Genomic DNA, 23,967 nt, shown 5'->3' with positions numbered 1-23,967 from the left:
CTGGCTGGAGACGACCGCAGCCGCGCTCACCTCGCTGCCGACCGAACGTCGCCAGCACACCGTCAAGCTGATGGACGCCCACCTCGACACGGTCACCGACCTACTCGAAGGCGGCCGCTACCCCCAGCACCTCGGACTCCGGCTACACGCTCTCGCCACCCGCCTGGCCAGCACATGTGGCTGGTACCGCTTCGACCAGGGCAAACACCACGCCGCCGACGTCTACTGGAACGCCGCACTCACCAACGCCCACGCCGCCGACGACCACGATGCCGGCGCCGGGGTCCTGGCTGACTATGCGTACCAGTCGATCTGGGTCGGCCGCCCGCACGCCGCCGTAGACCCCCTCACCCATGCCCTCGCGCGCACGTCGCACCCGACCGCTCGTTCCCTCCTGCACCTTCGACGGGCCCGGGCCTACGCAGCCGCTGGCGCGCGCGCCGAGTGCTACCGGGACCTGACCGCGGCGGAGACGGCCATCACCACGGACGCCAGCACCCCTCCGCCATCGTGGTGCTCGTGGATGAGCACGGCTGACCTGTCTGTCGACGCGGGGCAGTGCCTCCTCGACCTCGGCAACGCCCCGAAGCACGTGCCCGGATCGACGAAGGGCTGGCCCTGCTCCCCGTCAGCCGGGACAAGACCCGCGGGGTCTTCCTCCTCAGCCAGGGACGCTCCTTCCTCAAGTCCGGCGAGATCGAGCAGGCCGCCGCCGTCGCCGCTCAGTCCCTCGACCTCGCGGAGCGCATCGGCGCCGACCGGTGCGTGGCCCTCGTGCGAGAGATGGCGCCCGACTTCGCCCCATACTGTGGCGAGGCCAGCGTTGCTGAACTTCTCGAACGCCTCCGCACCGCATAGCCGGGGCGCCACGAGGGCCGAAACTCTTCGAGAGCTGGGCGGGTCAGAGGCAGTCGGTGGAAGGTGTGACGGTGGGGCGCGATGTGCCGGTGGTGTACCTGCTCGTCGGGCTGACGGGTTCGGGGAAGACGACCTACTCCAGGCAGCGGCTCGAGCCGGCGGGTGCGGTGCGACTCTCGGTGGACGAGGTGGTGCACGACCGGTACGGCCGATACGGCGTGGACTACCCGGAGAACACCTACTTCGCGAAAGAGGCCCCCGTCGTCGCCGAGCTGCAGGAGCGGCTGGCGCGGCTGGTGGCGGAGGGCCTGGATGTGGTGTGGGACCACGGGCTGTGGCCTCGCAAGCACCGGGATGAGATGAAGGAATTCGTGGAGGGGGCTGGTGGGCAGTGGCGCCTGCTGTACTTCCCCGTCGACCAGACGGAGTTGCTCAGGCGGCTCCAGGAGCGCAACCGGCGCGAGGACGCGAACGCCATGTTCGTGTCGCCAGAGGCGCTGGACGACTTCTTCGCACGGTTCGAGGCGCCTCAGGGCGAAGGCGAGGAGATCGTCGAGCCGGGCTGGCTCTGACCGCTGGCCGGCGGCCTCCAGGTCTCGACGATTAGGTGGATTCCTCGGCCCACCAAGAGGGCGTGTTCGCCAGGGAGACGGGCCGGAAGCACAGGTGCTCGTCGTGGACGTTGATCCGGCCGTCGTGCTGGTCGAGGATCCGCCGCGTCTCGGTGGGAATGGCCAGCGAATCGGTCTGCCAACTGCCGTCGAGGCTGTGCTGATACCTGCGGGTGAGGTCTTCGCGGATGCCGAAGCGCCACTTGAAGTGGTGGTGACGAGCGGTAACAAGCCCGGTCCCGCGCCTGCCAAGGGCTTCGCTACCCTCAGCCTTTCCGACGGGCGAGAGGGAAGGCCAAGGCGCGGATGTTCGATCACGCACGTCCGCCGGATCGAGCCATGCCGCGCGAAGAGTTAGACGCTAGCCATTTTCGTGGACCATATGACGCATGGACCAATTCTGGGCGCAAGTACCGTCAGGAGATGAGGGTATGAGGAAGTAGGTCTCTCCGGGTGCTCTCCACCGCAGAATGACGCCAGCACGGAAGCGATCTTAAGTCGCCGACGAATTGAACCCACCTGGCAATCCAGACGCCCTACTATCACAGCACTTGAAAAACCATTCCACCCAACGATAAGAAGCTCGCACCCCAACAGCTTAGGAGCGGGTGGGCAACTCAACCCTGCCCATGGTGCGCACCGGTGTTATCTCCAGGACGACTCGCTCGGGGTCCGGCGCGGGCCGTCGTCCATAGCGATCCGCGTAACTGTTCACCGCACTGGAGACTTCGTCTTCAGCGGTTCGAACTTCCGCAACGCCCTCGATTGTCAGCCACCTTGGACCTGCGACCTGCGACACAGCCACGCGCGCTTCACCTGGAAGCGCGGACAGAATGTTGGTGACCTTCACGCTGCTCTTTCGCGTAATGACGCGTGCGACACCCGCCCCGTGGTCGTATGTCACACCGACGGGCACAACATGCGGGGTTCCATCCGGACGCAATGTCGTCAGCGTGGCGAGATGGTACTCAGACCAGAAGTCCACGAAGGCATCGGTCTTGTTGATCGCGGTAGCCATGTCGCCAGGTTAATTCACTTCTGCATTCGGATCACTGCGAGCTATGTCACGTGACCCAAGATCGCTAATCCACACCCCACCCCGGCGCCCGGAAAGTGGCATTTTGGGCGCGATCGACTAACCCCTTTCATTTCAGATTCATAACGCCCGCAACAGAACGAGATCCTCGCGTACCCGACAAGTGCTCAGTATCGTTCTGGCAGGTCAGAGGCTATGCGTGGCAATTCGTGCCACCTTGAAGCTTGATCACAACGAGCCGTCTTGATCTTGCTTTGATTTTGCAGCGTCGCCGCGAGAGCGGGCTCGAAGATTCCCAAAGCCCGCGCATGACGTACGGTTCGATCAAGCAAGCGGAACCACAGGTTCAGGGGCGCCCCGCGCCCCCGGCCAACCCGCAACCCCATGGGACCCGTGCGTCGCACCTCTCCCAGACAGGCGCGGAAGTGACCCGCCCTCAGGGCCGTTAAATGATCACCACGGAAACGGCTCCGCTTGGAGGGCATCAAGGGCGCGCGGTCGACCAGCCGCAGCCCTCCCCTCTGCACAGCAGGACGATGCCGAGCCGCGCCCCCACTGCCGTGGCGTCCGGCCCGCGCATCGAACATACGCACGATTTTGGTAGTGACCGGCCTCCTCCTTCGCAGGGCGCGGCGGCCGGCACGCCGACTGACGAGGGACCTATGTGGTGGCGAACCGGGGAAACAACGCTTCCCCACAGCAGACTTGATCGCCCGGCACGTGCCTGGCCACTCCTCCGACTGGATATCTCGCGTCCGCGAGGGCGTGCTGACCGACTGACAGACCGCCAACTGCGCCGGCGCGTACGGCGGGAGCTTCAGGAGCTCGGCATCCAGCCTCCGCTAAGCGTGGACGAGCTCCGGATGGCGCTCGCAGCTCAGCGCGGCCGTCCCATCGTGGTTCAGCAAAAGCCTCTGCCGATGCCGGGACCGCTGGGCTTCTGGATCGATCACAAGCTCGCCGACATCATCGTCGTTCAGGAGCGCACCACGAAGCTCCACCAGGACCACATCGTCCTGCACGAGCTGTGCCACCTGAAGGCCGAAGTCTCGGAGGCAACGCCCTGGGAGTCGCTTGTATCGGGCAGCGAAGCGGACGACGTGCATCAGCTCTTCCAGCGGTGCTCTTACGACGACACGGAGGAGTGCCGGGTGGAGAAGGCAGCCACGATCATCATGGAGTGGGCGTCCGTGCTGGAGCAGGTAGGACCACCGCCCGCTGCCGACCCCTCCGTACGGCGCGTCAACCTGGCGCTGGGTGACCGGCAGGGGTGGCTGTAATGACCGTCCTGTTCCTTCTCGTCCTCGCCGCTGCCGTGGCGTGGAAGGTGTACCAGCTTACGAAGGCGCCCCGCGACGGGGCCCTTCGGTCCGTGACGCTCTGCCTGCTGTGCGCCGCCCTCTCTTACCCGGTGGCCATGCCAGGAGGCGCGAGTGGCATGGACACCGTCGCCGGCCACGGTGCAGCGAAGCTTGTGCAGAACTTGCTGCTGCTCGGCACGGTGTACTTCCTGATGTGCTTCTACCTGTATTCGTCGGCCGATCGGGCGACCAGCAGGCGGCGGGCGCGTCTGGAGGCCGTCGTCGTGCTCGGCGTCGCGGTGGTGCTGGTCGTCGCGGCCACGACCGTGCCGCACGAGACCTTCGCCGGAAGCTTCTCTTCGGCTGATATGACGATCACGCAGCTCGCCGCCTTCTACGGCATTGCGGGGCTGTATCTCACGTACGCGCTGGGCGCGGCGGGCGTCTGGACCGTTCGCTATGCCCGGCTCTCTCCGCGCCCGCATTCCACTGGGTTGTGGATCACGGCGGTCGGGCTGCTGGCCATGGCCGCGGCTTGCGCGGTCCGGGCGGTCTTCGTCGCGACCCGCTGGCAGGGCGGCACCGTGCCGAAGGGCCTGATGGCTTCGGTGGCGATGCTGCTGGTCGTCTCCATCCTCCTCTTCGTCGTGGGAGTCTCCTACTCCGGTGCCCGCAGCCGCCTCTCGGCGCTCCGGGTGTGGAGGCAGCACCGGCGCGGGTACCACCGGTTGGACGCGCTGTGGACTCTGCTCTCCGCCCGGTTCCCCGAGACCGTCCTCGCCTCGCGGTCAACCCTGCTCGAGCGGTGGGGTGTGCGTGGCGTGCACCGCCTCTACCACCGCCGCGTGGTCGAGTGTCGGGACGGGCTGGTCCGCATCAGCCCGCTCATGGGCGACCTGACCCCGGAGGAGCTGATGTCCATGGACGCCAACGTCTTGGCTGACCGTCTCCGCGCGGCAGCCGCTGCCGACGTCCACACGCGCGAGGAAGCCCAGCCGGTGATCCCACTGGCCGTGCCCCGGACCGACAGCCGCGGCGCTGACGCCGCTCACCTCTTCGCCCTCTCCGACGCACTTCGCGCCGCCTGACCACCCCTCATGGAAAGAGACACCCCGATGCTGATCACAGCCGGCCGCATCCTGACCGGAGACGCCGAAGTAGCCGACGGAGCCGTGCTCGTACGGGACGGCATCATCACGGCCGTCGGACCGCGGGCAGACATCGAAGCACAGGCCGGCAGCGGTGAGCTACGGCACGATTTCCCGGACTCCACCCTGCTGCCCGGGCTGATCGACGCCCACGTCCACCTCGTCTTCGACGCCGGCGCCGATCCCGTCGCCACCATGCAGGAAGCCAGCGACGAGGACCTGCTGGAGGGCATGCGCAAGCGCGCCGACCAGCTGCTGGCCACCGGCGTCACCACGGCCCGCGACCTCGGCGACCGGAGCGGCCTCGCCCTGCGCCTCGCCCAGGAGATCGCCGCCGGCAACTCGGCAGGCCCCCGCATCATCGGAGCCGGAGCACCCATCACCCCGCCCGGCGGCCACTGCTGGTTCCTCGGCGGCGAAGTCTCCGATGCCGAAGAAGCCCGCGCCCTGGTCCAGCGCAACGTGGCCGCCGGCGCCAAGGTCGTCAAGGTAATGGCGGGCGGCGGCGGACTCACCAAGGGCGGAGCGCCCAGCTGGAAGAGCCAGTTCGGCGCGGAAGAACTCACGGTCGTCGTGGAGGAGGCCCACCGGGCCGGCCTCAAGGTCGCCGCCCACGCACACGGCACCGACGCCATCACCGACGCGGTGACCGCCGGCGTCGACACCATCGAGCACTGCACCTGGATGACCGAGGACGGCTTCGACCTGCGCGAGGACGTCCTAGCGCAGATCATCGAGAAGGGCATCTACGTATGCCCGGCCGTCAGCCCGCACTGGCGGATGCTCCCGCGCTTCTTCGGCGAGGAGAAGGCAGCGGCCATCTTCGCGCTCGTACGGCAGATGGCCGAGGCCGGGGCCCGGCTGATCGCCGGCACCGACGCCGGCGTCCAGCGCGCCGGGTTCGACGGGATCGTCGGAGCCCTCGGCTTCTACGAGCACCTCGGGGTCTCCCGCGACCGGATCCTGGCCATGGCCACCACCGACGCCGCGGCAGCCCTCGGAGTGGGCGAGCAGACCGGCCGCGTCACGCCCGGCTACACCGCCGACCTCCTCGTGGTCGACGGCAGCCCGCTCGAAGACCTGGCCGCCCTCAGCGCGGTGCGCGCCGTGTTCGCCAACGGCCGCCAACACCAAGCCGCGTAACCGGGCACACGAACGAGCGGGGCTCCGCCCGGCGCCACTAGGCGCTGGGCAGGCCCCGCTCTTCGATTTCCGCGACGATGTCATTGATCATGGCCATGACCTCGGTGGGCAGCCCCTCGGGCCCCATCTGCCGGCCTTTCAGGCCTCGAATGCTGCCTGACTTCACGTGAGCGAGGAGCGTCAGCCCCTCGGCCACCTGCTGCTTGACCACGTCGCGGCTGCGGAAGAAGAGGGCGCTGACACCGAACGCAGCGCTGAGACCCTCCAGGACAGGCGGAGACGCCTCGGTCACCTCGCCCGTCCGCATGTCCGCCACACCGGCAGCGGAGATCACCCGCGCACCGACGTACTCGTTCACCGCGCTGGCGATCTCAGCATCCGAGGGCGGCACTTGATCGTCGCCCGGGTTGTCCAGCAGATACCGCATCTTGTCGGCAAGGCTCGTGGGCACCTCGGGGTGAGGCTCGGGCACATCCACGCCGAAGGAGCGCTCCTGGGCCGCCATCAGCTGCTCGACGCTCACGCCGTACGCCTTGGCCAGCGGCTCCACGTAGACGCCCGAAAGCCTCCGCTTGGCCCGCTCCGCGTTCGCGACCGGGCCGGCGGATTTGGTGCCCAGGAGTGCCGGGACCTCGTTCTGGAAGTAGCCCGCATCAGCGCGCAGATCGGCCAGGGTGGGCAGACCGTCGCGCGGGAACAGCTCGCCGAGCGACTGTCCCAGCGCGCGGGCAAGAGCCGGAAGTCTCTCCGGATCTGGGTGGCTCGTGCCCCTCTCCCACGCGGTCACGCTGGTCGCGTGGACTCCCACGGCGGTAGCCACGGCCTCCTGCGTCAGCTCGGCGGAGCGACGGAGCGCGCGCACACGCTGTCCATCGAAGATACGTGCCGGCATGCCCCTCCTCTCCTTCCGTAGCGTCCTGGGTTCACTGTATTCAGGAAACCTAGTTTTAGCCACTTGTGCGGTTCGCTGTACGCAGATAACTTCGACTCGACGAACGGTACCGGCCGCCGGCCAGGTCGCCTAGCCCTCGTGACTGTCTTGTCACCCGAGGGATCGGCGCTGGTCAGGATGCATGTCGTGACCTGTGAGGAGTTCTAGAGCGAAGTCTAGGTATTCCGGCAGGTTCTACGTATGTTCGTCGTCGCCCGCCGGCCACCAGGTCCGGCGGAAGATTCGGAGGGGGACTGGATGCGCAGCGGATGGACCTTACGGACTGGCTGAGCCCGGAAACAGCGACGGCGCCCGAGAGCGGGAACTCTCAGACGCCGGACGCTTCTGGCAGCACGACCGCCCCGGCAAGGGCGTGACAGCTACCCATCACCATCGCACCGGCCCTATCTCACGGGGCACACCGGTGCGATGTTCACAACGGAGGAGAGTGTCGCATGGCGACCGCCCTGCGCAAAAGACCGGAGCGTACGCCCAGTCCCGCCCCTCGCCAGCAGGGGGGTGCCGCCTGATGGCGCGAATCCGGACCATCAAGCCCGAGGCGTTCCTGTCGGAGGACCTGGCCTCGGTCGACGTCACCGCCGTGCTGACCTTCTTCGGACTGCTTACCCAGGCCGATGACAACGGGCGATTCCTGGCTCACCCGGCGATCATCGCCGGAGTCCTGTGGCCGCTGCGCGCCGAGCACACTCCTGCCCATGTCGCCAACGACCTGGAGCAGCTGGAGACGGCCGGCCTGATCTGCCGCTACACCGGATGCGACGGCAAGAACTACCTGCACATCGTCACCTGGGACAAGCACCAGAAGATCGACCGGCCGTCGGCATCGCGCATGCCGCGCTGCCCGGCGCACCAGACTCACCACCGGTGCAGCGGCTGCGGCGACGCGGTCTGCCCTGCCTCCTCTTCACCGGCCAAGACCTCGGTTCCGAACACCGCGGCCGAGATCGCAGGTGCCACCTCGCGGGGCTCGACGAATATTCGCCGAGCCCTCGATCAGACGGTTTCGTCCGATTTCGATTCGGCAGCCGATCTGCCCTCCCAGCCCCCGGGCTCCAGCACCGCCCCCGGATCCGCTCCGAATGCACCCGGCGAGGCCCTTCCGGACCGGTCTGGAGAAACTGCAGGTCAGACGGTGTTCGACGGGGACTCGACGCAAATGCGCGAGGGCTCGTCGTCTGGATCTAGGATCTTGGATCCTGGATCTGTACCTACGGGGCGCGCTGCGCCAGCGCCTGGCAGCGTCTCGGAGAGAGTCTCCGCGAAGGACCTGGTGGCCGAGTACGTCAAGGGCTGCCGCAAGGCACCGCCAAGTGACACTCGCGGGCTGCTGGGCCGCAAGATCAAGATGCTCCTCGACGAGGGCTTCGAGCCCAGGGACATCCGCGCCGCCATGGACCTGCTGAGGGACAAGGGCCTGCATCCGAGCGTCCTGCCCAGCCTGGTGAACCAGGTCATCAACGCCGCGCCGCAGTACGCAGGCTCGACGCCGTCCTCCGCCTCCGGCGCGGGGCAATGGGCCAGCACTGGATCCGCCTACACGCCCTACTTCAACCCGGCGCCCGCGCCCACCACGTTCGGAGGAAGCCTGTGACCCGCGCCCGTCTCGCCGACCCGCAGCCCGTCGTCTCCGACCGCCTGCAGGCCCGCCTTGCCGCCCGCCTCGCCGCCCGCGGTATCGACCCCGCCGCCCCGGTCCTCGCAGATACTCCGGAGCCGATCCCGGCCTTGGAGGCAGCCCAGCGGCGCATCCCGTACGACTACCGGGACGCCTTCGCCGACCACCCGGCGGTCATGACCTGGGTGCGAACCATCGCCGACGCGGCGACCGCACCGCACACCGATGACCACAACCCGCACTGGGGCAGTGGCGGGCGCCGGGTGATCGCCCGCGGGCCTTCGCTGCTGCTGTGGGGCAACACCGGTGCGGGCAAGACCCGCCAGGCGTACGGGGCGATCCGGTCGCTCACCGCCGCCGGGTGCGCGGTCCGCTGGCACGCCGTCAAGGCCGTCGACCTCTTCGGGCAGATGCGCCAGCGCAGCGGCGTGGACGTCGAGTGGCTGCTGCGCGACATCTGCCGGGTGCCGCTGCTGCTCCTGGACGACCTCGGGGCCGGCAAGTCCAGCGAGTGGAACGAGGAGATCACCTTCCGGCTGCTGGCCTGGCGCGGCGAGAACCACCTCCCGACGCTGGTCACCACCAACCTGGCACCGATCCGCACCGAGAACATGGACCAGCGTCAGCCGGTGCTGCGCGACAAGGTCGGGGACCGGATCCTCTCCCGGCTGTCCGGGATGTGTACGCCGGTGCAGTTCGACGGCCCCGACCGGCGCTTCCAGCGCGCCTGACCGGCCCTGCCCACTCTCTCCCCTTCGGCGCGGCCCCGTAGCCGCGCACCCTGACCTTCCTCACTGCCGCCTCGGCCGCACCCAAACCGCACCGCTGGTGTGCCGCGATGCTGCCCGCTGGCCCCTGAGGCGTACCCGGAGAACCATCACCATGCGCTACATCACCGCCAATGTCCCGCCCACCGACCTCCACGGCGTCGCCGACATCAGCTGGCACGCCCGAGCCACCTGCAACGGGGTCGACCCCTCCACGGCGGACGAGCTGTTCTTCCACACGCCCAACGATGACTACGCCATCGCGGAGGCGAAGGAGATGTGCAGCTGGTGCCCAGTCCGCCGCGAGTGCTTCAACTACGCCTTGGACAACGAGGTCAAGGAGGGCGTCTGGGGCGGCTTGACCGAGGCCGAGCGCTCGACCTGGCACGACCAGGTGGAGAACCGGCTGGACTACAGCCGGGTGAAGGCGGTGCTCGAGGGCCGGGACGTCCAGCTGAGCCGACTCGAGCGCAGGACCCTCACCCGCTACGCGAGCGCCCAGGGCTGGACGCCGACCCGCCTGGCCCACACCCTCCAGATCGGTGTCGAGTGGGCCCGTGACCTGCTCCGGGTGGAGGCCCGCGCCATCGAGAACCGCGACAACCACAACCTCGCCTCGGACCCGAATCCGGTCGAGACCGCCCGGCAGGCCGCCCTCGACGGGCGGCAGCCCCCGCTCGCCGGCCAGGTTCACGACGGTGACGGCCCCGAACGCGACCGCGGTATTCCCCGCAAGACCAGGCGAGGCAAGGTCGTAGCGCGACAGTCGAGGCCAGTGGCTCGCCACGTGCAGACACAGGCACTGATCAACAACCTCCGGGAGGCGGTATGACCACCCCCGGCATGGGCCCCAGGGCCACGAAGAGCACTGAGTCCGCGGAGCGGTTCACCCTCGCTGCCGCCGGAGCCGTCATCGCGGCCCTGACCGCCGCCGCGTTCTGGCTGTCCTACGCGCACCTGGCCGAGGTCGCCGGCCAGCACGGCCTGGCCAAGTCGCCCGAGCGGCAGTGGGCCTGGCCAGGCACCTTGGACGCCTTCATCATCATCGGCGAACTGCTGATGCTGCGGGCAGGACTGCGCAAGGTCACCGACTGGTGGGCCGTGGCCCTCACCGCCATCGGATCGGTCGGCTCCATCGCGCTCAACGTCGCCGGCGTCAGTGGGACCGGCACCGACCCGGTCCCCGTGCTGGACTACGTGGTCGCCGCTGTCCCGCCCACCGCCGCTCTGCTCGCCTTCGGGGTGCTGATGCGCCAGATTCACCAGCACGTCGCCACAGCCGAAGACCGGGCTCCACTCCCTGCGGAGACAGTCCCCGAAGGCGCCATGAGCTTTCGGACGGCCATTGGGGACCAGCCTTCCGCGCAGTCAGGGGACGGTATCGGGACCGCGGTCCGCTCCGGTGGGGACCACCAGGCGGGGGAACGTTCTGATGGGGACCGGACGAGCACGTTCCCCGAGCAGAGGCACGGTCCCCACCCGGTCCCCGACCCGCCGGTCCCCACCGGCTTCGATACGGCGGAGGCATCGGGGACCGTCCCCAGTCTGTGGACCGGGGACCGGCCAGACACAGTCCCCGCTCAGAATCCCGGTCCCCACACGGTCCCCGTCCCACATGGGGACCGTCCCAAGGGGACCGACGGTCCCGAACACGGGGAACGTCCCGACGGGACCGGCGGGCCCCGGCACGGGGACCGTCCCGGGGACCGGCGCCCCTGCGGGCACCGGCAACGAGCCCCGCGTGGTCCCTAACATCAAGGCCGCCAGCGGGGACCGGGTGGGCCACGCGCCCGCAACGGTGCGGAACAACGGCGTCAGCGGGGACCGTCCCCGACACGACCGCACCTCCTCGGTCCCGGGGACCGGGGACCGCCAGGAGACGGTCCCCGGGACCGAGACGGACGGTCCCCGTCCCCACCCCACACCGGACGGGGACCAGGACAGCGATGGGGACCGTGATGGGGACCGAGGCAACGCCGACCCCGAGGACCCGCCGGCGAAGCCGCGCCGGGGACCGGTCCCCAAACCGAAGCGGGGGACGGGAAACCGCGTACCGGAGCGGTCCCGCAAGGCACCGGGACCGCGGTCCCGGTCCCGCCTCACCGAGGACGAGATCGTCGACCGGCTGCGTCCCCACGTGCGGACCGCACTTGAACGGGACGGCAACGAGTCCGTCACCCGCGTGCAGCTGCGAGCGATCATGCGCGCCCAGCAGATCCCCATCCGCAACGACCGCCTCACCCCAGTCCTCGCCCGACTGCGCGACGACAACACCAAGACGAGGAGCCCCCGATGAAGACGTGCCCCCGCTTCACCCGCATCCGTGCCGACTTCGAGCGGGACATCCACTACCTCGGCAACCACGCTGCCCGCCACCCGGGCACTGCCCCGGCCAAGACCAGCGCCCGAGCCGCCCTCGGCACCAAGCAGCGCATGGCCGAAGCCCTCACACGGCACTACGCACACTGCCCCGAATGCGGATGACCAACCCATAACGGCAGACGGCTCGCCGTCTGAGGCGCTCCACAGGGTGGCCCGGGCTCCTGCCGGGCCACCCTGCCGTCCGGGCAGCACACTCCCGAACGCCCCTGCCGCACCCCCGACCGAACCAGCTCCACGAGGACCCGAACCCGATGACAGTCCCGCCGAACAGCGCACCCACCGACCAAGACCAGCCGGACGACAACTCGCTCTCGTGGCGAGCAAGTTATCCCATGAGTAGCACTCCCGTCGGGAGTGCTACTCATGGTGTCCCCGCCCCAGGGGAGGCGGGCCCAGGCAGGCACCAGGGGGCGCCGGCCAGGGAGGATGCGGCCGAGGGCGGACCGCATACCCAGGAGGAGACGCACTCGTGCCACAACCCACTCTGCGTGCATCGCGCACCCGAGAAACCGTCCGTCCGTAACCGTCTACGTAAGCCCGCCGCCGACAAACGCGTCCACATGATCGCTAGCCGATTCAACGACTCCGAGAAGCAGAGCCTCCTCGATGCCGCCAGCGCCAGCGCGATGACGGTGTCCGGCTTCCTCGCGCATGCCTCTCTCGCCGCCGCGCGCGATCTCTCCCGTACGGCTGCTGCGGTCGCCGGAGAACGCGAAATGCTGAACGAGCTGTTCGCCCTGCGCCGGCACCTCGGCCAGATCGGCAACAACGTCAACCAGGTGGCCAAGGCCTTGAACTCCGGCGCGGACGCACCCCATGCGGAGGCCGTGCTCGCGGCCGTACGCAGGGCGGCAGAGCGCGTCGACGACTTCACCCGCCGCCACGTCGAGTCGGCGGGCTCCGTACGGTGATACCCCGCGTTCACAAGCGGGGGACCCGGACCATCGGGCTGCTGTACTACCTGTATGGTCCGGGCACCCACGAAGAGCACATCGACCCGCACTTGGTCGCCGCCTGGGACAGCCTCGCGCCGGATCCCGGACGCGATCCCGAAGCCACCCACCAGGCCTTGCAGCAGCTTCTGGATCTTCCCGTCGACTCCGTCGCCCCGAGCCGGCGACCGGCTAGGCACGTGTGGCACCTGTCCGTACGAGCGGCCCCCGAGGATCCTGTCCTCTCCGACGAGCAGTGGGCGGACATCGCCCGGCGCATGGTTTCCGCTACGGGCATCGCTCCCGAGGATGGTCGGCCCGGGTGTCGGTGGGCCGCTGTCCGTCACGCGGACGACCACATCCACATCGTCGCCACCTTGGTTCGCGAGGACGGCCGCAAGCCCCGCCTTCACAACGATGCGGCCCGATCCCAGGCCGAAGCACGCCAGATCGAGATCGACTACGGCTTGCGGCGCCTCCATACCGGTGACGGCACGGCAGCCCAGCGCCCCACCAGCGCCGAGCGCCACAAGGCCGAGCGCCAAGGTCGCGAGCGGACCGCCCGGGAAGAACTGCGCGAGACCGTCCGCCGTGCGGTCGCCGGCACCCAGAGCGAAGGGGAGTTCTTCGAACGCCTTGCCTCGGCAGGTCTGCTCGTTCACAAGAGGATCGCCCCGTCCGGCGATCTTCTCGGGTACAAGGTCGCGCTCCCCGACGACCGCAACAGGAAGGGCGAGCCGGTGTTCTACCCCGGCGCACGGCTCGCCCCGGACCTGTCCCTGCCCCGAATCCGCGAGCGCTGGAGCACCACGGTGGCCCCCGACCGGGACACCGAGGGAGTCACAGCAGATGCTCCGTTGCGCTCGGTGCCCGGGCCCGCTTCCGCGCGGCGGGCCGCGACGACCGCCGCCTGGCAGGCGGTGCTGGTCTTCGACGACGGTGACGACGGCGCGATCTCCGCGCACATCGCGGCGGCCGGCGAAGTCCTGGACGCGCTCGCCAAGACCTCCGCCGCCCACACCCGCAAGCAACTGGGCGAGGCCGCCATCGCGTTCGAGCGGGCCTCACGCTCCCACGTCCGGGCCGCCCGCGGTCACGACCGCACCCTGCGCCAGGCCGCCCGCGACCTCGTGCACGGCGGGCCGGCGCTCGGCCGAGGGGAGGACGGGGCGACCACCGCGATGCTTATCGACATGGCGTTCTTCCTCGTCACCGCCGCCGCAGCCTGGCACGGAAAGAAGGAGCACGCCCAGCAGGCCGCTGCTGCCCTCCAGGCCGCCGAACACCTGCGCGCCGCCTACCAGGCCGCGGCCAGCCACCCCATGGCCGCACTGCACCAGCGGGGCCGCCTGTTGCCCCCCGTACTCCAGCGGCGGCATGCCGCCGTCCTGCGCGCAGCGGTGCCGCATCTCGCCGAGCAGGTCCTGGCCGAGGCGGGCTGGCTGGCGCTCGCCTCCACCCTTGCCGACGCCGAAGCGGCTGGGCACGATCCCGCTGAACTCCTCGTGCAGGCCACTGGACGACGGGAGTTGGACACCGCGTCCTCGGTCAGTGACGTCCTGGTGTGGCGGCTGCGCCGTTTGGCCGGTCTCCCCGCCGACGCGTCCGCCATGCCGCTCCACAGCAATCCCACCAGCCAGCCGTCGCTTTCGCACACGAATGGCCCCGCCGACGCCCGCCGGGACAGCCGTGACCGGGGCCGTGGACTTTGAGAGTTTCTAGAGTGGAACGACGACGGGAGCGTGGTGCACGATCTATGGTGCCCGGCAGGACAAGGACGAGGGGGGAACCTTATGTTCGGACGCAATCGCGAACGACGAGAACGGCTCGAAGCCCAGCAGCAGTGGGAAGCATGGACCGCGGGGCACATCGAGCCGCCGTTGGACCCGGACCACCAGGAGCCAGCGGCCGTGCCGGTCGTGGACGACTTCCTGCCGCCCGACCTGCGCCTGCCGACGCGCGAGGAGCTGGCCGGGATGCTGATGGCCCACGATTTTCCGCTCGTCCTCGACGGCGAGGTCCGCGCCTGCTCCGAGTGCGGCGCGTACCGGAAATGGATCGTCGTCAGCACCCCCGACGGGGTGTGGCTGCGGTGCCCGGCCGGCCACGAGCAGGTCGAGCCCCGGCTCGACGCCGCCTGGTACAACCGCACCAGCGGGCCCACCACCGGACAGCACGCCACGTACGAGGAATGCCTGCGCTTCCTCGGCCACTGACCCGAACCCCTGCCACCCATAACGCCGGAGGAGAACCCCACGGGGGTCCGGCCGTCAGACCCGCACGACCACACCAGGGGTTCACATGCGCATCCGTACCATCGCCACCGGCCTGGCTGTCGCCGCCTCCCTCGCCATATCCGGGTGCTCCAGCGGCACGCCCGCAGACGCCGCCTCCCCCCTCGGGAAGCCGTCGGGCCAGACCAAGCCCGGCACCCCAGCCTCCAGCACTCCCCTGTCGGCTTCCGCGCTCGCCGGGCGCCTCCTCACCGAGGCCGATCTCGGCCAGGACTACACCCGCAAGCCCGAGAAGGCCGCCCGTCACGACGACACGACGGTGATCGGCTGCCCCGAACTGGAACAGCTCGGCGGTGACGCCGCCGCCGGCGGAAGCCTGGACTTCCCGAACAAGGCGACGGCCACGTTCCTCTACAGCGGCAGCACCGGCTCCGAGATCTCCGAGGAGCTCTACAGCGATACCGCCCCGAAGCTGACCGCCGGCACGAAGCGGATCTTCGACGCGATGACCGACTGCCCCGTCTACCAGCTGGTGATCGGCAGCAAGCCCGTGAAGATCGCCACTCAGAAGCTGGCCGCCCCCGCTCTGGGCGACGAGGCCTGGAGCCAGCTCCTCACCTTCACCGCCGACGGGCAGGACAGCATCGTGAAGCAGACCGCCGTCCGCACCGGGACCATCCTGCTGGTCGTCTCCGGATCACCGGCCCTGGTCGACTCCCACGTGGAGAAGGCCCTCGCCAAGGCCAGCACCGGACGCTGACCGCACCGCCTGCACGGCCCCGCCGCTCCCCCAGGACCGGCGGGGCCGACTCGTACGCCCTTAGAGGGCGGTTCGTGAGCTGATGTCTGTTTCCGGGTGAGGCTGGGACGGGGCTGCTGGTCACGGTGCTCGGCCGGTTACTGCTTCCTGGTGAAGCTGCCGGTATCGACTTCGGTGAGGATGTCGAGCTTGACCAGGCGTTTCAGTTTGGCGCGGGTGCCCTCGATGTTCTTCGGCAGCAGTTCGTGGTCCAGAGCTTCGCAGACGTCCCGGGCACGCAGCGGGCCGGTCGCGTCGTTGAAGACGCCCAGGATGCGGGGATAGTCCGGGTGCTCGGGCAGGTCTGGCGGGCCGGCGGGGAGCCGGTCGGCAAGACCGGTGATGGTTTTCCGTGTGATCGCGAGGTGTTCGAGGTGGGTCTCGGCCTCCCGCAGGCGGGCCTGTAGTTCGCCGATGCGAGTGTGGAGGCCGTCGGCCAGGCCCCGGGCGGCGTTCTCCTGGATGTCGAGCGCGTCGAGCAGGGACTGGAGGTTCACGCGCTCACCGTCTGCCGTTCGCGCCGTGTGGGGGTGTTCTTGCCGGTAAGACGGCGGGCCATGACGTGGGTCATGGCCCAGTAGACCCGGGAGGCGGACGAGGCCGGGCGGTGTTCGTAGTCGCGGACCAGACGCCGGTGCAGTATCAGGATCCCGTAGGTCTGCTCGACCCTCCACCGCTTCGTCTGCGGAACGAACCCCTTCTCCTGCGGATTGCGTTGCACGGTCTCGACGTCGATGCCCAGGCCGGCTCCGTGCGCGGTGACCTGGTTCTTGAAGCCCTGGTCGACCAGGGCCTTGTTGACGCTTCCGCCGGTGTGCTCGGCGACCTGGTCCAGCAAAGCGACGCCCGCGGTGTTGTCGTGCGCGCTCGCGGCGAGAACGACCACCGCGATGACCAGGCCGAGCACGTCCACGGCCAGTCCGCGCTTGCGGCCCGGGACCCTCTTCGCCGGATCCCGGCCGGTCGTGGAGGCGGGGACCCCCGCGGCAGCGTGGATACTTTGGGTGTCCAGGACCACCAGGGTCGGGTCCTCTAATCGACGGGCCTTCTCACGTACCTGGCAGCGCAGGAGCTCGTGGATGACCTGGTCCGTTCCGTCGTCCCGCCAGGCCGCAAAGTAGTAGTACGTCGCGCTCTTCGGCGGCAGGTCGTGCGGGAGGTAGGTCCACTGGCAGCCGGTCCGGCCCTGATAGAGGATCGCGTTCACGATCTCCCGCATCGCGTATGCCCCCTGATGACCGCTGACCGAGCGGTGCCGGTCCTTCCACGCCGTGATCACCGGCTCGATCAGAGCCCATTGCGCCTGGGATAAGTCGCTGGGGTAGGACATGCGTTCACTCACATCATCACACCAGCAGACGAGTGCCTGCGGATCGGCGGGTTCCGCCCTGCACCCACACCATCAGGTGACGACAGAGTCGCTCAAAAGTCACGAACCGCCCGCTGAGAAGCTCTGGAGACAGTGTCCTACTCCGGTGCCCTGACCTGTCAGCCGGTGGTGAACTCCGCGCTACCCTTTCCGTACAGACGCGTCAGCCCTGTCGGGTTCCCATCGAATTCTCCAGTGAGGAGCTGCAGCAGGAATTCCGTCATGGTGCAGTCGTAGACCGTCCACTCGCCTCCGTGCGTATAGACAGCCACAGGCCAGGTGCCGGGTTCGTGGTTGCTCGTGATCCAGCCCAGTACGTCCGCTTCGGCTGTCTCCCCCCAGACCATGATGTCTGCCGGGCCATAGAGCTCGGCGTGCAGCGGGTCGTTCCACTCGTTGACCTCCGGCAGGTCGAGAACATCCGCCGGAAGCCTTGAGGTGTGACGGGAAGGAGCATAAGGATCCACGCTCGGAGCGAAGACGGCCAGCATTCCGTCGATTTCACCGCTGCCGTAGACGGACAGGAAGTTCCTGTAATCGGACGGGAATCGAGTGCCGTACGCCACCGCGATGTCGTCCCAGTCGATGAAGGTCCCCATACTCGACGGCTGCATGAGGTGTCGAAGTCGCTCAAGGGCGGTCATGGTTTCTCTCATCTTTCGTAGTCCAGCCAGTCGTGGCCTCGCTTGGGAACCGGTTCTCCACCTTCGGCGACTCGTCCGAGGTCATGCCACTGGAGTGTCGAAGGCCCGTAGGTCTTGGGAACATCATCACACCAGCAGGCGAGCGCCTGCGGACCGGCGGGTTCCGCCGCGCACCCACACCAGCAGGCGATGGCAGAGCCACTCAAAGACTCACGAACCGCCCTCTTAGAAGTCATCTCATTTGGCGGCCTGGGTAGGCTGCTGGTCGTGGCGGGGATTGTTGAGCGGCTGGTGCCGGATGAGTTGTGGGAGCTGTTCCAGCGGGTGGTGCCGGAAGCGCCAGCGCGGCCGCAAGGCGGTGGCCGGCGTCGGCATGGTGACAGGGAGGTGCTGGCGGCGATTCTGTTCGTGGCTACGTCGGGCTGTACTTGGCAGCAGCTACCCACGGCGTCGTTCGGGCCGTCGGGGGCGACAGCCCACCGGCGGTTCTCCGAATGGACGAAGGCCCGGGTGTGGGCCAAGCTCCACCGCTTGGTCCTCGACGAACTCGGCGCCCGAGGCGAGCTGGACTGGTCCCGCTGCGCGATCGACTCGGTGAACATGCGGGCCCTGAAAAGGGGGACCTGACGGGCCCGAATCCTGTCGACAGGGGCAAATTCGGGTCGAAGATCCACTTGATCACGGAGCGGACTGGTCTGCCCCTCTCTGTCGGAATCTCCGGGGCGAACCTCCACGACAGCCAGGCCCTCCAGCCTCTGGTCCGCGGTATCCCGCCGATCAGATCTCACCGCGGACCCCGTCGCCGTCGCCCCGGCAAGCTCCACGGCGACAAGGGCTACGACTACGCCCACCTGCGGAGATGGCTGCGCAACCGCGGGATCCGTCACCGCATCGCCCGCAAGGGAATCGAGCCGTCGAACCGGCTCGGCCGGCACCGATGGGTCGTAGAGCGGACGGTGTCCTGGCTCTCAGGCTGCCGTCGCTTACACCGGCGCTATGAACGCAAGGCTGACCACTTCCTGGCGTTCGCAGGCATCGCTGCAGCCCTCATCTGCTACCGCCGCTTGAAGATGAACGTCAAACCGGCTCCACGGCTACTGCAAGATGGCTCAAGTGAGCGAATCGACTGAGCAGGTGCAGACCACAGATCGTCTCTGGCAGGAATTCCGCCAAGAGCCTTTCCCCGACAGCCTGCGACGTGCCACGTTCGAGGGCACAGACGTGTGGCTCATCGAGTTGGACATCGCTGGCTGCGTTCTTCGCTGGCTCGACAACAACGGCACTCTCGACTCGAAGAACGACATCCTCCTGCAGAGCCGCATCGAGGACTTGGGCCGGGTCATCCCCGAGATCAATGACCCTGTAGGAGGCCAGTACTGCCAGCGGTTGCACCAGCTCGCTGTGCTCGTGTCAGGAACCTACCCAGCACCAAATGAGATGACGTCTTAGACGCCGGCGCAGCACGGGCACTGGCTGGGGGGGGTACGCGTCAGGCCCGGTTCCCTTCTCCTAGCGGAGGGGGAACCGGGCCTGTCCAGCTGGCGACGCGTGTGGGAAGGTGGCCACCCCGCGCTCAGGGTGGCCCAAAGCCGCTCGGTGGATCTCCCCAGGCGGCGTGCGGCTCGTTACGCCTCGCGTTGCGGGGCGGGCAGTCCGGTCGTGCTGCCGTCGGCGAAGGGTCGCTCGATGCCGAGGAGCCGGTCGCAGTGGACTCGGGCATCGGCAATGCGGTCCTCTCCAGGCAGATAGACGACGAGGTCGACATGGCTGGCGTAGCGATTCCGGGAGACGGCAACCACGTGGTGGCCTTCGCCGCAGCCCGAGATCGTGTACCGGTCGCCCGGCTCCAGCAGCCACGCCCGCTCTTCGAAGGCGCCGTGCACATCGACCGCCCATGCGGCGGTCTGCACGCGCATTTCGGGCAGGGTGTACATCTGGCGGAAGGTCTCCTCCTCGGCCCACAGGCGCAGGCAGGCAGGGCACTCGTGTGCCCCGGGGTTCGGAACGGTGGGCTGCCGTTCACCGCAGTAGGTCTGGCCGGTGGCGCTGTTGCGGCGGTGACCGAAGGTGAGGGGACCGGCGCCGGGTGGAGTCCACAGCAGGCTGTCGTCGCTGTGACACGACTCGCCCGCGGGGAGGATGAGTTCTCCCGCGCGCCCCCGCAGCGCCTCCAGCGTCTTGGTTAGGTGGGCGCAGTTGGCGCAGGCCCGCTTGCCGGTGGCGCGGCGGAGGTCGAGAGGCTTGCCGCAGTAGCCGAGCAGGTGGCCGGGGATCGGGCGGTGGGCGGCTGCGCTCCTTCCCGCACCGGCTGCGGGCCGGGCTTCGAGCTCGCCGGCGTGGGGCGGGGTCGTCAGCACCAGGAGAGCCCGAGTACAGCTCTGGCAGGTGTGGTGAGCTGTACGCTCGCCGATCGGCTCGAGTTCGGGTGAGTGCGTGGCGCACGCCGTCAGGGGCTCGTCGTTTTCGAGCAACACGCCGTAGTGGGCCACGCCGTTGGTGCGGCCGATGGAGAGTCGGATCAGGGGGTAGGGCAACGGGCCTCCTGGTGGCCGGAGAAGTGGGCATGCCGAAGGGGGCTGCCGTCGGCATGAGAAAGGACGGACGGCAGCCCGTTGGTGCAGGCCGGCAGTGTTAGCCGGGGAGGCTGAAGGTCAGACGTCCCGCGGCGAGTTCCGGCAGGATTCGGCGTCGCACCGGGGCGGGCGAGGCGATCGATGCGGCGAAGGCCGCGACCAGGTCGTGCGGGGTGCTGGCGCTGAAGGTCGCGCACCACAGGTAGGGGGCACCGAGGACCGGTTCGGCCCACGCCTGCCAGCCCACAAGGTCCGGGCGCGGGTCCCCGTCCTGGATCCCCGCCGGCAGCTCCCCCCACGTGAAGCCGGCAGACATTCCCGCATCCCAGGCAGTGGTCTCCGGGTGGTCGAAGTCCCGGAGCCATCCCAGGGCCGTCAGCGCCGACATGACGCTCTCCGGACCGCAGTAGTTGACGGTGGGATCGGTCCGGGCCTCGACGGCGAGGAGGAAGTCCGCGACGGCCTCGTGCGGAGTATCGGGGGTGAAGTATGCGTTCCACTCAGCCAGGGCATCGCCCGGGTGCGTGCGGGCGGAAATCTGCCAGGCCACGGGCAGTCCGCCCAGCAAGAAGGCGTGGTCGGTACGGATCCACTCGGCGCCGCACAGCCCGGACGGGCTCGGGAGGAGAAGGGTGCTGCGGGCGGTCGTCCAGCTCGTCCAGCCGGACTCGGCGAGGGAGTCGCAGATCCGGTCGGCGAGGACACCGTCGTCGCCTGCGAGGTGGCGGGGAGTGACCCAGTAGAAGGGGCCAGGGTTGGGGGTGGACGGGTAGCGGGAAGAGGGGGGGTTCAGGGGCGCCTCCAAGGCGGTACGGAGCGGGGAGCGGACTACTGGTTGCCGGTGGCGCTTCGGCGGCGGCGGGGCGGGGCTTCGAACGGCTTGTGCCAGGTCAGGTCAACGGCCACAGACTTGGGCAGGGGGCCGAGCTGCTCGCCGCCGTCGGCGAGGTAGACGACGGTCCGGCCCTGGGGGTCGAGGGTGCTGACGAATTCGCCGGCAGTGTGCTCCATCGGGAAGAGCGGGTTGATGGCCATCCGGCAGATGGCATTGCCGTCGAAGGCGGAGAGTCGTTCGATGATCTCACTGACTGTGTACTCCGGGTCCAAGGTGTTCTCCTTCATCGTCAACAGGACGCGTGCGCGGGGATCATGCCGCAGCGCACGCAGGTATGGGTCAGTGCGAGCGTATGGGTGCAGAGGTGGCGATGACCTCGGCCACCACCGCGGCTACGACCTGGGCTGGGGTCTCGGTGTCGAAGGTGACCCGATACCCGGGGACGGCGGCCGTTCCAGTGATGGCGATTACCCAGCCCTCGCCGTCCGTGCCGGGCCGCCCCGTAGGGAACCAACCGAGGTAGAAGCGGCCGTCGCGAGAGTTGATGTGCATATCGGCCCGGTCGTCCACGACGAGTTTGAAGTCCTCGTCGGTGAACTGGTCAATCACCATGGCCGGCTGCCCAGGGCCGAGTCGCCAAGTGCGGAGCCGAAGGGCCTCGATCGTCGTAGAGAATCCGGGTTTCGCTGTGTCCACAGTCAACGGCAGACACCTCTCTGACCTGGGGTTTCTTGGGAAGGTGTCTACGTTGACATTGGTTGCGGCGTTGCACCAGTCTTTTTGGACTCTTTCTTGTCTGCCCCGGGCGAACTGGCATTTCAGGGCCGCCCAACAAGGGGTCGGATAGGCCGTTCCGTACGTTTGCGGCATTGGCGCCGAGGTGGTCTCCTCGGAGCGGAAGGACTGCCGGGGAGACCGTCCTTACATGCGTCCGTAATACCGATAGCGGAAAAGAGGGGAGACTACCCCGCGGCCTCCCCCGATTCCGCTAGTAGGGGGTCACGTGTCTGAAGGTCCACCGAAGCCAATCCAGCCCTGCTCAGGGTTGCGCCCGGCTACGGCACTCGGGCGCAAGACTGCGAGGCATCAGACCTTGAGCTGGTCGGCTCCCGGGATCACCCCGAGCAGCGTGTCGAAGGTGCGCACTCAGGACCTGGGCTTGCGATGGCGCCCAGTACCCGGCGCCAGGGGATTGCGCCCCACGACCGGGCCCGTTGCCTCGACCTGGTCGCCGGACGTGCTTTCAGGCATCGGGCTGAGGGCGAGGCAGGCCGCTGCGTAGTTCTCCACGGTCATGAGCGGCTGCCAGGCGAAGCCATCCCATTCCAAGATCATCCGCGGGGCATCGGGGGCGACGTGGGCGGCTCGCTGTGGGCCGGCGCCGAGGGTGATGGCCTTGCGTTCGCCGGGCTTGCGCAGGCGCCCTTGACGGCGGGCAGCCCAGCGTTCGAGGGGTTCTTCGGTCATTGTCGTACCTCCGTGAGGGGCAGCACCCTACCGAAGTCGGAGAGCCAGCCGCCCCTTCTCCCGGGACCGAAGGAGGAGGCTCCAATTCGGAGCACCAAACTATACCGAGCGGTAGAGGAGTCACTGGAATGGGTGACATCGGGAACTAGTACCGTCTGCGTATCGTCTTGCTCGGTCAGTGGCCTCGCGTCCGTAGCCGGGCCTGATTTCCTGCGGAGGTCAGCCTTGCCCAAGCCTGTAGGCAGATACGTCTACTGGTCCGAAAGGCTCGTCGGTGAGGTGATCGACGACAACGGGATTCGACTGGACCATCGCATCAAGCCCGCCTTGAATCTTGGTCTGGCGGGGAACGGCGTCAATCTCGCCAGCCGGGACCGCGAGAACACCACCTTCGACATTGCCGAGAAGCTGAAGAAGAAGCTCCGCAGGTCCATCGTCACGGACTTCGACGCCCCGACTTCCGGGCAGTACGTTCAGGGAGCGGGCTGGGCCGAGATCGCGGAGTTCCAGCGGTGGGGGTTTCCGGAGCACCGCCTCCCGGGGCGAACCGCCCTGACCCACATACAGACCATCACCCAACAGAGCCGCCGTGTCGACCTCTGCCTGTTCGGAAGCCTGAAGAACCTGAAGGGCTACGACGTCCCTGAGGAAGACTCTGCCGGCGGATGGACCTCGTCGAATGCTCCTCTGATCGAGGAGTTCATGGCCCGCAGGGGCACGGAGGCGAGCACCAGGAGGGGACCGGAATATTCGCTCGACGACGAGGAGGCCGCCCTGGAGATCCTCAAGGTCGCGCTGACGCAGGGCATCTACGGCGCCCCGGCTGATCACCAGGGTCGTCCCGAAACCCGCGGCTACACGATTATGGGGTTCGACGCGACTGAGTACGTGGCCGTCATCTACAAGGACGTGACGCTCACGCCGAGCCGCTGGAACCTCCGAGGCGACCCGGACTTGGAGGGCGTCAGCCGCATCCTGATCGGGGCTCCGTTGTGGATGCGCACGACGCGCCAAGACAGCATCAAGGTCCACTACGGAGAGAACAGGGTGTTGGTCCCCAGCGTTTGGGACCGGAGTGCGCCTGCCATGGCTCCCACCCTCGGGCGGACTGCGGGGGATCTCCCGCCGTCCACCTGGCAGGACCCCGCGCCCGGCCAGGCCCCGCACCCATCTCTCGACTCGGCAAACGTCACTGGATCTCGACCCCGACGCTTTCGAGGCAGCCCAGGCTGATCCAGGCAAGGGCCACGAGCATCCCGGCCTGACGGCTCGACTGCGCTGCGAGCACGTCGATTCGCCGA

Annotated in this window: 29 protein-coding genes; 18 read left to right on the top strand and 11 right to left on the bottom strand. The window is 68.4% G+C overall.

Features of this window, described 5'->3' with window-relative positions; all coding sequences use genetic code 11:
• Positions 1-558 precede the first annotated feature (558 nt).
• Positions 559-858: a hypothetical protein gene (locus tag OG764_RS30185; protein WP_244290653.1), complete on the top strand. Its 300-nt coding sequence runs from the start codon at positions 559-561 to the stop codon at positions 856-858.
• A 71-nt stretch (positions 859-929) separates the two neighbouring features.
• Positions 930-1,430, top strand: a complete 501-nt coding sequence (locus tag OG764_RS30180) for an AAA family ATPase (protein WP_266354808.1) — start codon at positions 930-932, stop codon at positions 1,428-1,430.
• A 31-nt stretch (positions 1,431-1,461) separates the two neighbouring features.
• Here the strand turns inward: OG764_RS30180 and OG764_RS30175 are convergent, their stop codons facing one another.
• Together OG764_RS30175 and OG764_RS30170 are read right to left on the bottom strand one after the other, a co-directional pair.
• Complete coding sequence (locus OG764_RS30175; protein ID WP_033215544.1) at positions 1,462-1,791, bottom strand: hypothetical protein; 330 nt, start codon at positions 1,789-1,791, stop codon at positions 1,462-1,464.
• Between the two features lie 276 nt (positions 1,792-2,067).
• The gene (locus OG764_RS30170; protein ID WP_078909015.1) at positions 2,068-2,487 is read right to left on the bottom strand and encodes a pyridoxamine 5'-phosphate oxidase family protein; all 420 of its coding nucleotides are present in this window, start codon (positions 2,485-2,487) and stop codon (positions 2,068-2,070) included.
• 938 nt (positions 2,488-3,425) lie between these two features.
• Here OG764_RS30170 and OG764_RS30165 point away from each other — a divergent pair.
• The 3 genes from OG764_RS30165 to OG764_RS30155 are packed head-to-tail and all read left to right on the top strand — an operon-like array spanning position 3,426 to position 6,097.
• The gene (locus OG764_RS30165; RefSeq protein WP_244290651.1) at positions 3,426-3,785 is read left to right on the top strand and encodes a hypothetical protein; all 360 of its coding nucleotides are present in this window, start codon (positions 3,426-3,428) and stop codon (positions 3,783-3,785) included.
• Positions 3,785-4,894 carry an MAB_1171c family putative transporter gene (locus OG764_RS30160; RefSeq protein WP_033215542.1) on the top strand — a complete coding sequence of 370 codons (1,110 nt, stop codon included), beginning with the start codon at positions 3,785-3,787 and terminating at the stop codon, positions 4,892-4,894. The genes OG764_RS30165 and OG764_RS30160 overlap by 1 nt, the downstream gene beginning before the upstream one ends.
• Positions 4,895-4,921: 27 nt before the next feature.
• A complete protein-coding gene (locus OG764_RS30155) occupies positions 4,922-6,097 on the top strand; it encodes an amidohydrolase family protein (RefSeq protein WP_033215540.1) in 1,176 nt (391 codons plus the stop codon).
• 37 nt (positions 6,098-6,134) lie between these two features.
• Here the strand turns inward: OG764_RS30155 and OG764_RS30150 are convergent, their stop codons facing one another.
• Positions 6,135-6,989 carry a helix-turn-helix domain-containing protein gene (locus tag OG764_RS30150; RefSeq protein WP_033215538.1) on the bottom strand — a complete coding sequence of 285 codons (855 nt, stop codon included), beginning with the start codon at positions 6,987-6,989 and terminating at the stop codon, positions 6,135-6,137.
• Positions 6,990-7,557: 568 nt separating this feature from the next.
• On the opposite strand from OG764_RS30150, the gene OG764_RS30145 reads away from it, so the two are divergent.
• From OG764_RS30145 to OG764_RS30100, 10 genes are all read left to right on the top strand, one after another.
• The gene (locus OG764_RS30145; RefSeq protein WP_051762606.1) at positions 7,558-8,640 is read left to right on the top strand and encodes a hypothetical protein; all 1,083 of its coding nucleotides are present in this window, start codon (positions 7,558-7,560) and stop codon (positions 8,638-8,640) included.
• Positions 8,637-9,395: an ATP-binding protein gene (locus tag OG764_RS30140; protein ID WP_033215536.1), complete on the top strand. Its 759-nt coding sequence runs from the start codon at positions 8,637-8,639 to the stop codon at positions 9,393-9,395. The genes OG764_RS30145 and OG764_RS30140 overlap by 4 nt, the downstream gene beginning before the upstream one ends.
• 151 nt (positions 9,396-9,546) lie before the next feature.
• Complete coding sequence (locus OG764_RS30135) at positions 9,547-10,263, top strand: WhiB family transcriptional regulator (protein WP_051762604.1); 717 nt, start codon at positions 9,547-9,549, stop codon at positions 10,261-10,263.
• Entirely contained in the window at positions 10,260-11,183 is a 924-nt protein-coding gene (locus OG764_RS30130; protein ID WP_328971563.1) for a DUF2637 domain-containing protein, read from the top strand. The genes OG764_RS30135 and OG764_RS30130 overlap by 4 nt, the downstream gene beginning before the upstream one ends.
• Positions 11,173-11,727 carry a hypothetical protein gene (locus OG764_RS30125; RefSeq protein ID WP_328971562.1) on the top strand — a complete coding sequence of 185 codons (555 nt, stop codon included), beginning with the start codon at positions 11,173-11,175 and terminating at the stop codon, positions 11,725-11,727. Before OG764_RS30130 ends, OG764_RS30125 begins: the two co-directional genes overlap by 11 nt.
• Positions 11,724-11,915, top strand: a complete 192-nt coding sequence (locus OG764_RS30120; RefSeq protein ID WP_033215534.1) for a hypothetical protein — start codon at positions 11,724-11,726, stop codon at positions 11,913-11,915. Before OG764_RS30125 ends, OG764_RS30120 begins: the two co-directional genes overlap by 4 nt.
• A 458-nt stretch (positions 11,916-12,373) precedes the next feature.
• Positions 12,374-12,724, top strand: a complete 351-nt coding sequence (locus tag OG764_RS30115; RefSeq protein ID WP_267803809.1) for a plasmid mobilization protein — start codon at positions 12,374-12,376, stop codon at positions 12,722-12,724.
• Positions 12,721-14,457: a relaxase/mobilization nuclease domain-containing protein gene (locus OG764_RS30110; protein WP_328971561.1), complete on the top strand. Its 1,737-nt coding sequence runs from the start codon at positions 12,721-12,723 to the stop codon at positions 14,455-14,457. Before OG764_RS30115 ends, OG764_RS30110 begins: the two co-directional genes overlap by 4 nt.
• Before the next feature lie 81 nt (positions 14,458-14,538).
• Positions 14,539-14,961: a hypothetical protein gene (locus OG764_RS30105; RefSeq protein WP_267803806.1), complete on the top strand. Its 423-nt coding sequence runs from the start codon at positions 14,539-14,541 to the stop codon at positions 14,959-14,961.
• 85 nt (positions 14,962-15,046) lie between these two features.
• Complete coding sequence (locus OG764_RS30100; RefSeq protein WP_328971560.1) at positions 15,047-15,739, top strand: hypothetical protein; 693 nt, start codon at positions 15,047-15,049, stop codon at positions 15,737-15,739.
• A gap of 137 nt (positions 15,740-15,876) precedes the next feature.
• On the opposite strand, the gene OG764_RS30095 is transcribed toward OG764_RS30100, so the two are convergent.
• The 3 genes from OG764_RS30095 to OG764_RS30085 all read right to left on the bottom strand — a co-directional run bounded on the left by OG764_RS30095 (position 15,877) and on the right by OG764_RS30085 (position 17,791).
• Positions 15,877-16,275: a hypothetical protein gene (locus OG764_RS30095; RefSeq protein WP_328971559.1), complete on the bottom strand. Its 399-nt coding sequence runs from the start codon at positions 16,273-16,275 to the stop codon at positions 15,877-15,879.
• Positions 16,272-17,120 carry an IS5 family transposase gene (locus tag OG764_RS30090; protein WP_328971558.1) on the bottom strand — a complete coding sequence of 283 codons (849 nt, stop codon included), beginning with the start codon at positions 17,118-17,120 and terminating at the stop codon, positions 16,272-16,274. The genes OG764_RS30095 and OG764_RS30090 overlap by 4 nt, the downstream gene beginning before the upstream one ends.
• A gap of 146 nt (positions 17,121-17,266) precedes the next feature.
• Positions 17,267-17,791, bottom strand: coding sequence for an SMI1/KNR4 family protein (locus OG764_RS30085; RefSeq protein WP_257854403.1), 525 nt, complete (start codon positions 17,789-17,791; stop codon positions 17,267-17,269).
• A gap of 276 nt (positions 17,792-18,067) precedes the next feature.
• Here OG764_RS30085 and OG764_RS30080 point away from each other — a divergent pair.
• Together OG764_RS30080 and OG764_RS30075 are read left to right on the top strand one after the other, a co-directional pair.
• A protein-coding gene (locus OG764_RS30080) for an IS5 family transposase (protein ID WP_328973228.1) occupies positions 18,068-18,921 on the top strand; the annotation gives its coding sequence in 2 pieces (ribosomal slippage) (positions 18,068-18,407 and positions 18,407-18,921; 855 coding nt in all).
• Complete coding sequence (locus OG764_RS30075; RefSeq protein WP_328971557.1) at positions 18,905-19,240, top strand: hypothetical protein; 336 nt, start codon at positions 18,905-18,907, stop codon at positions 19,238-19,240. Before OG764_RS30080 ends, OG764_RS30075 begins: the two co-directional genes overlap by 17 nt.
• A 176-nt stretch (positions 19,241-19,416) precedes the next feature.
• Here the strand turns inward: OG764_RS30075 and OG764_RS30070 are convergent, their stop codons facing one another.
• The 5 genes from OG764_RS30070 to OG764_RS30050 form a co-directional block, all read right to left on the bottom strand.
• Positions 19,417-20,325, bottom strand: a complete 909-nt coding sequence (locus OG764_RS30070; RefSeq protein WP_328971556.1) for a hypothetical protein — start codon at positions 20,323-20,325, stop codon at positions 19,417-19,419.
• Between the two features lie 97 nt (positions 20,326-20,422).
• On the bottom strand, positions 20,423-21,169 hold the full coding sequence (locus tag OG764_RS30065; protein ID WP_328971555.1) for a DUF317 domain-containing protein: 747 nt from the start codon (positions 21,167-21,169) through the stop codon (positions 20,423-20,425).
• Between the two features lie 23 nt (positions 21,170-21,192).
• Positions 21,193-21,486: a hypothetical protein gene (locus OG764_RS30060; RefSeq protein ID WP_328971554.1), complete on the bottom strand. Its 294-nt coding sequence runs from the start codon at positions 21,484-21,486 to the stop codon at positions 21,193-21,195.
• A 52-nt stretch (positions 21,487-21,538) separates the two neighbouring features.
• Positions 21,539-21,901, bottom strand: coding sequence for a DUF317 domain-containing protein (locus tag OG764_RS30055; protein ID WP_328971553.1), 363 nt, complete (start codon positions 21,899-21,901; stop codon positions 21,539-21,541).
• Between the two features lie 444 nt (positions 21,902-22,345).
• On the bottom strand, positions 22,346-22,666 hold the full coding sequence (locus OG764_RS30050) for a DUF6087 family protein (RefSeq protein WP_328971552.1): 321 nt from the start codon (positions 22,664-22,666) through the stop codon (positions 22,346-22,348).
• A gap of 225 nt (positions 22,667-22,891) precedes the next feature.
• On the opposite strand from OG764_RS30050, the gene OG764_RS30045 reads away from it, so the two are divergent.
• Positions 22,892-23,899 carry a hypothetical protein gene (locus OG764_RS30045; protein WP_328971551.1) on the top strand — a complete coding sequence of 336 codons (1,008 nt, stop codon included), beginning with the start codon at positions 22,892-22,894 and terminating at the stop codon, positions 23,897-23,899.
• Positions 23,900-23,967 lie beyond the last annotated feature (68 nt).

The organism is Streptomyces sp. NBC_00239, from assembly GCF_036194065.1.
GTDB lineage: Bacteria > Actinomycetota > Actinomycetes > Streptomycetales > Streptomycetaceae > Streptomyces.
The sequence above is the reverse complement of the archived record's forward strand: the minus strand, read 5'-3'. Positions and strand labels throughout refer to the sequence as shown.

Excerpts from the sequence above, each read along its gene's own strand:
- OG764_RS30170 (WP_078909015.1), bottom strand. The coding sequence starts at position 2,487 with ATGGCTACCGCGATCAACAAGACCGATGCCTTCGTGGACTTCTGGTCT.
- OG764_RS30165 (WP_244290651.1), top strand. The coding sequence starts at position 3,426 with ATGCCGGGACCGCTGGGCTTCTGGATCGATCACAAGCTCGCCGACATC.
- OG764_RS30160 (WP_033215542.1), top strand. The coding sequence starts at position 3,785 with ATGACCGTCCTGTTCCTTCTCGTCCTCGCCGCTGCCGTGGCGTGGAAG.
- OG764_RS30155 (WP_033215540.1), top strand. The coding sequence starts at position 4,922 with ATGCTGATCACAGCCGGCCGCATCCTGACCGGAGACGCCGAAGTAGCC.
- OG764_RS30150 (WP_033215538.1), bottom strand. The coding sequence starts at position 6,989 with ATGCCGGCACGTATCTTCGATGGACAGCGTGTGCGCGCGCTCCGTCGC.
- OG764_RS30145 (WP_051762606.1), top strand. The coding sequence starts at position 7,558 with ATGGCGCGAATCCGGACCATCAAGCCCGAGGCGTTCCTGTCGGAGGAC.
- OG764_RS30135 (WP_051762604.1), top strand. The coding sequence starts at position 9,547 with ATGCGCTACATCACCGCCAATGTCCCGCCCACCGACCTCCACGGCGTC.
- OG764_RS30130 (WP_328971563.1), top strand. The coding sequence starts at position 10,260 with ATGACCACCCCCGGCATGGGCCCCAGGGCCACGAAGAGCACTGAGTCC.
- OG764_RS30120 (WP_033215534.1), top strand. The coding sequence starts at position 11,724 with ATGAAGACGTGCCCCCGCTTCACCCGCATCCGTGCCGACTTCGAGCGG.
- OG764_RS30115 (WP_267803809.1), top strand. The coding sequence starts at position 12,374 with ATGATCGCTAGCCGATTCAACGACTCCGAGAAGCAGAGCCTCCTCGAT.
- OG764_RS30105 (WP_267803806.1), top strand. The coding sequence starts at position 14,539 with ATGTTCGGACGCAATCGCGAACGACGAGAACGGCTCGAAGCCCAGCAG.
- OG764_RS30100 (WP_328971560.1), top strand. The coding sequence starts at position 15,047 with ATGCGCATCCGTACCATCGCCACCGGCCTGGCTGTCGCCGCCTCCCTC.
- OG764_RS30085 (WP_257854403.1), bottom strand. The coding sequence starts at position 17,791 with ATGACCGCCCTTGAGCGACTTCGACACCTCATGCAGCCGTCGAGTATG.
- OG764_RS30060 (WP_328971554.1), bottom strand. The coding sequence starts at position 21,486 with ATGAAGGAGAACACCTTGGACCCGGAGTACACAGTCAGTGAGATCATC.
- OG764_RS30050 (WP_328971552.1), bottom strand. The coding sequence starts at position 22,666 with ATGACCGAAGAACCCCTCGAACGCTGGGCTGCCCGCCGTCAAGGGCGC.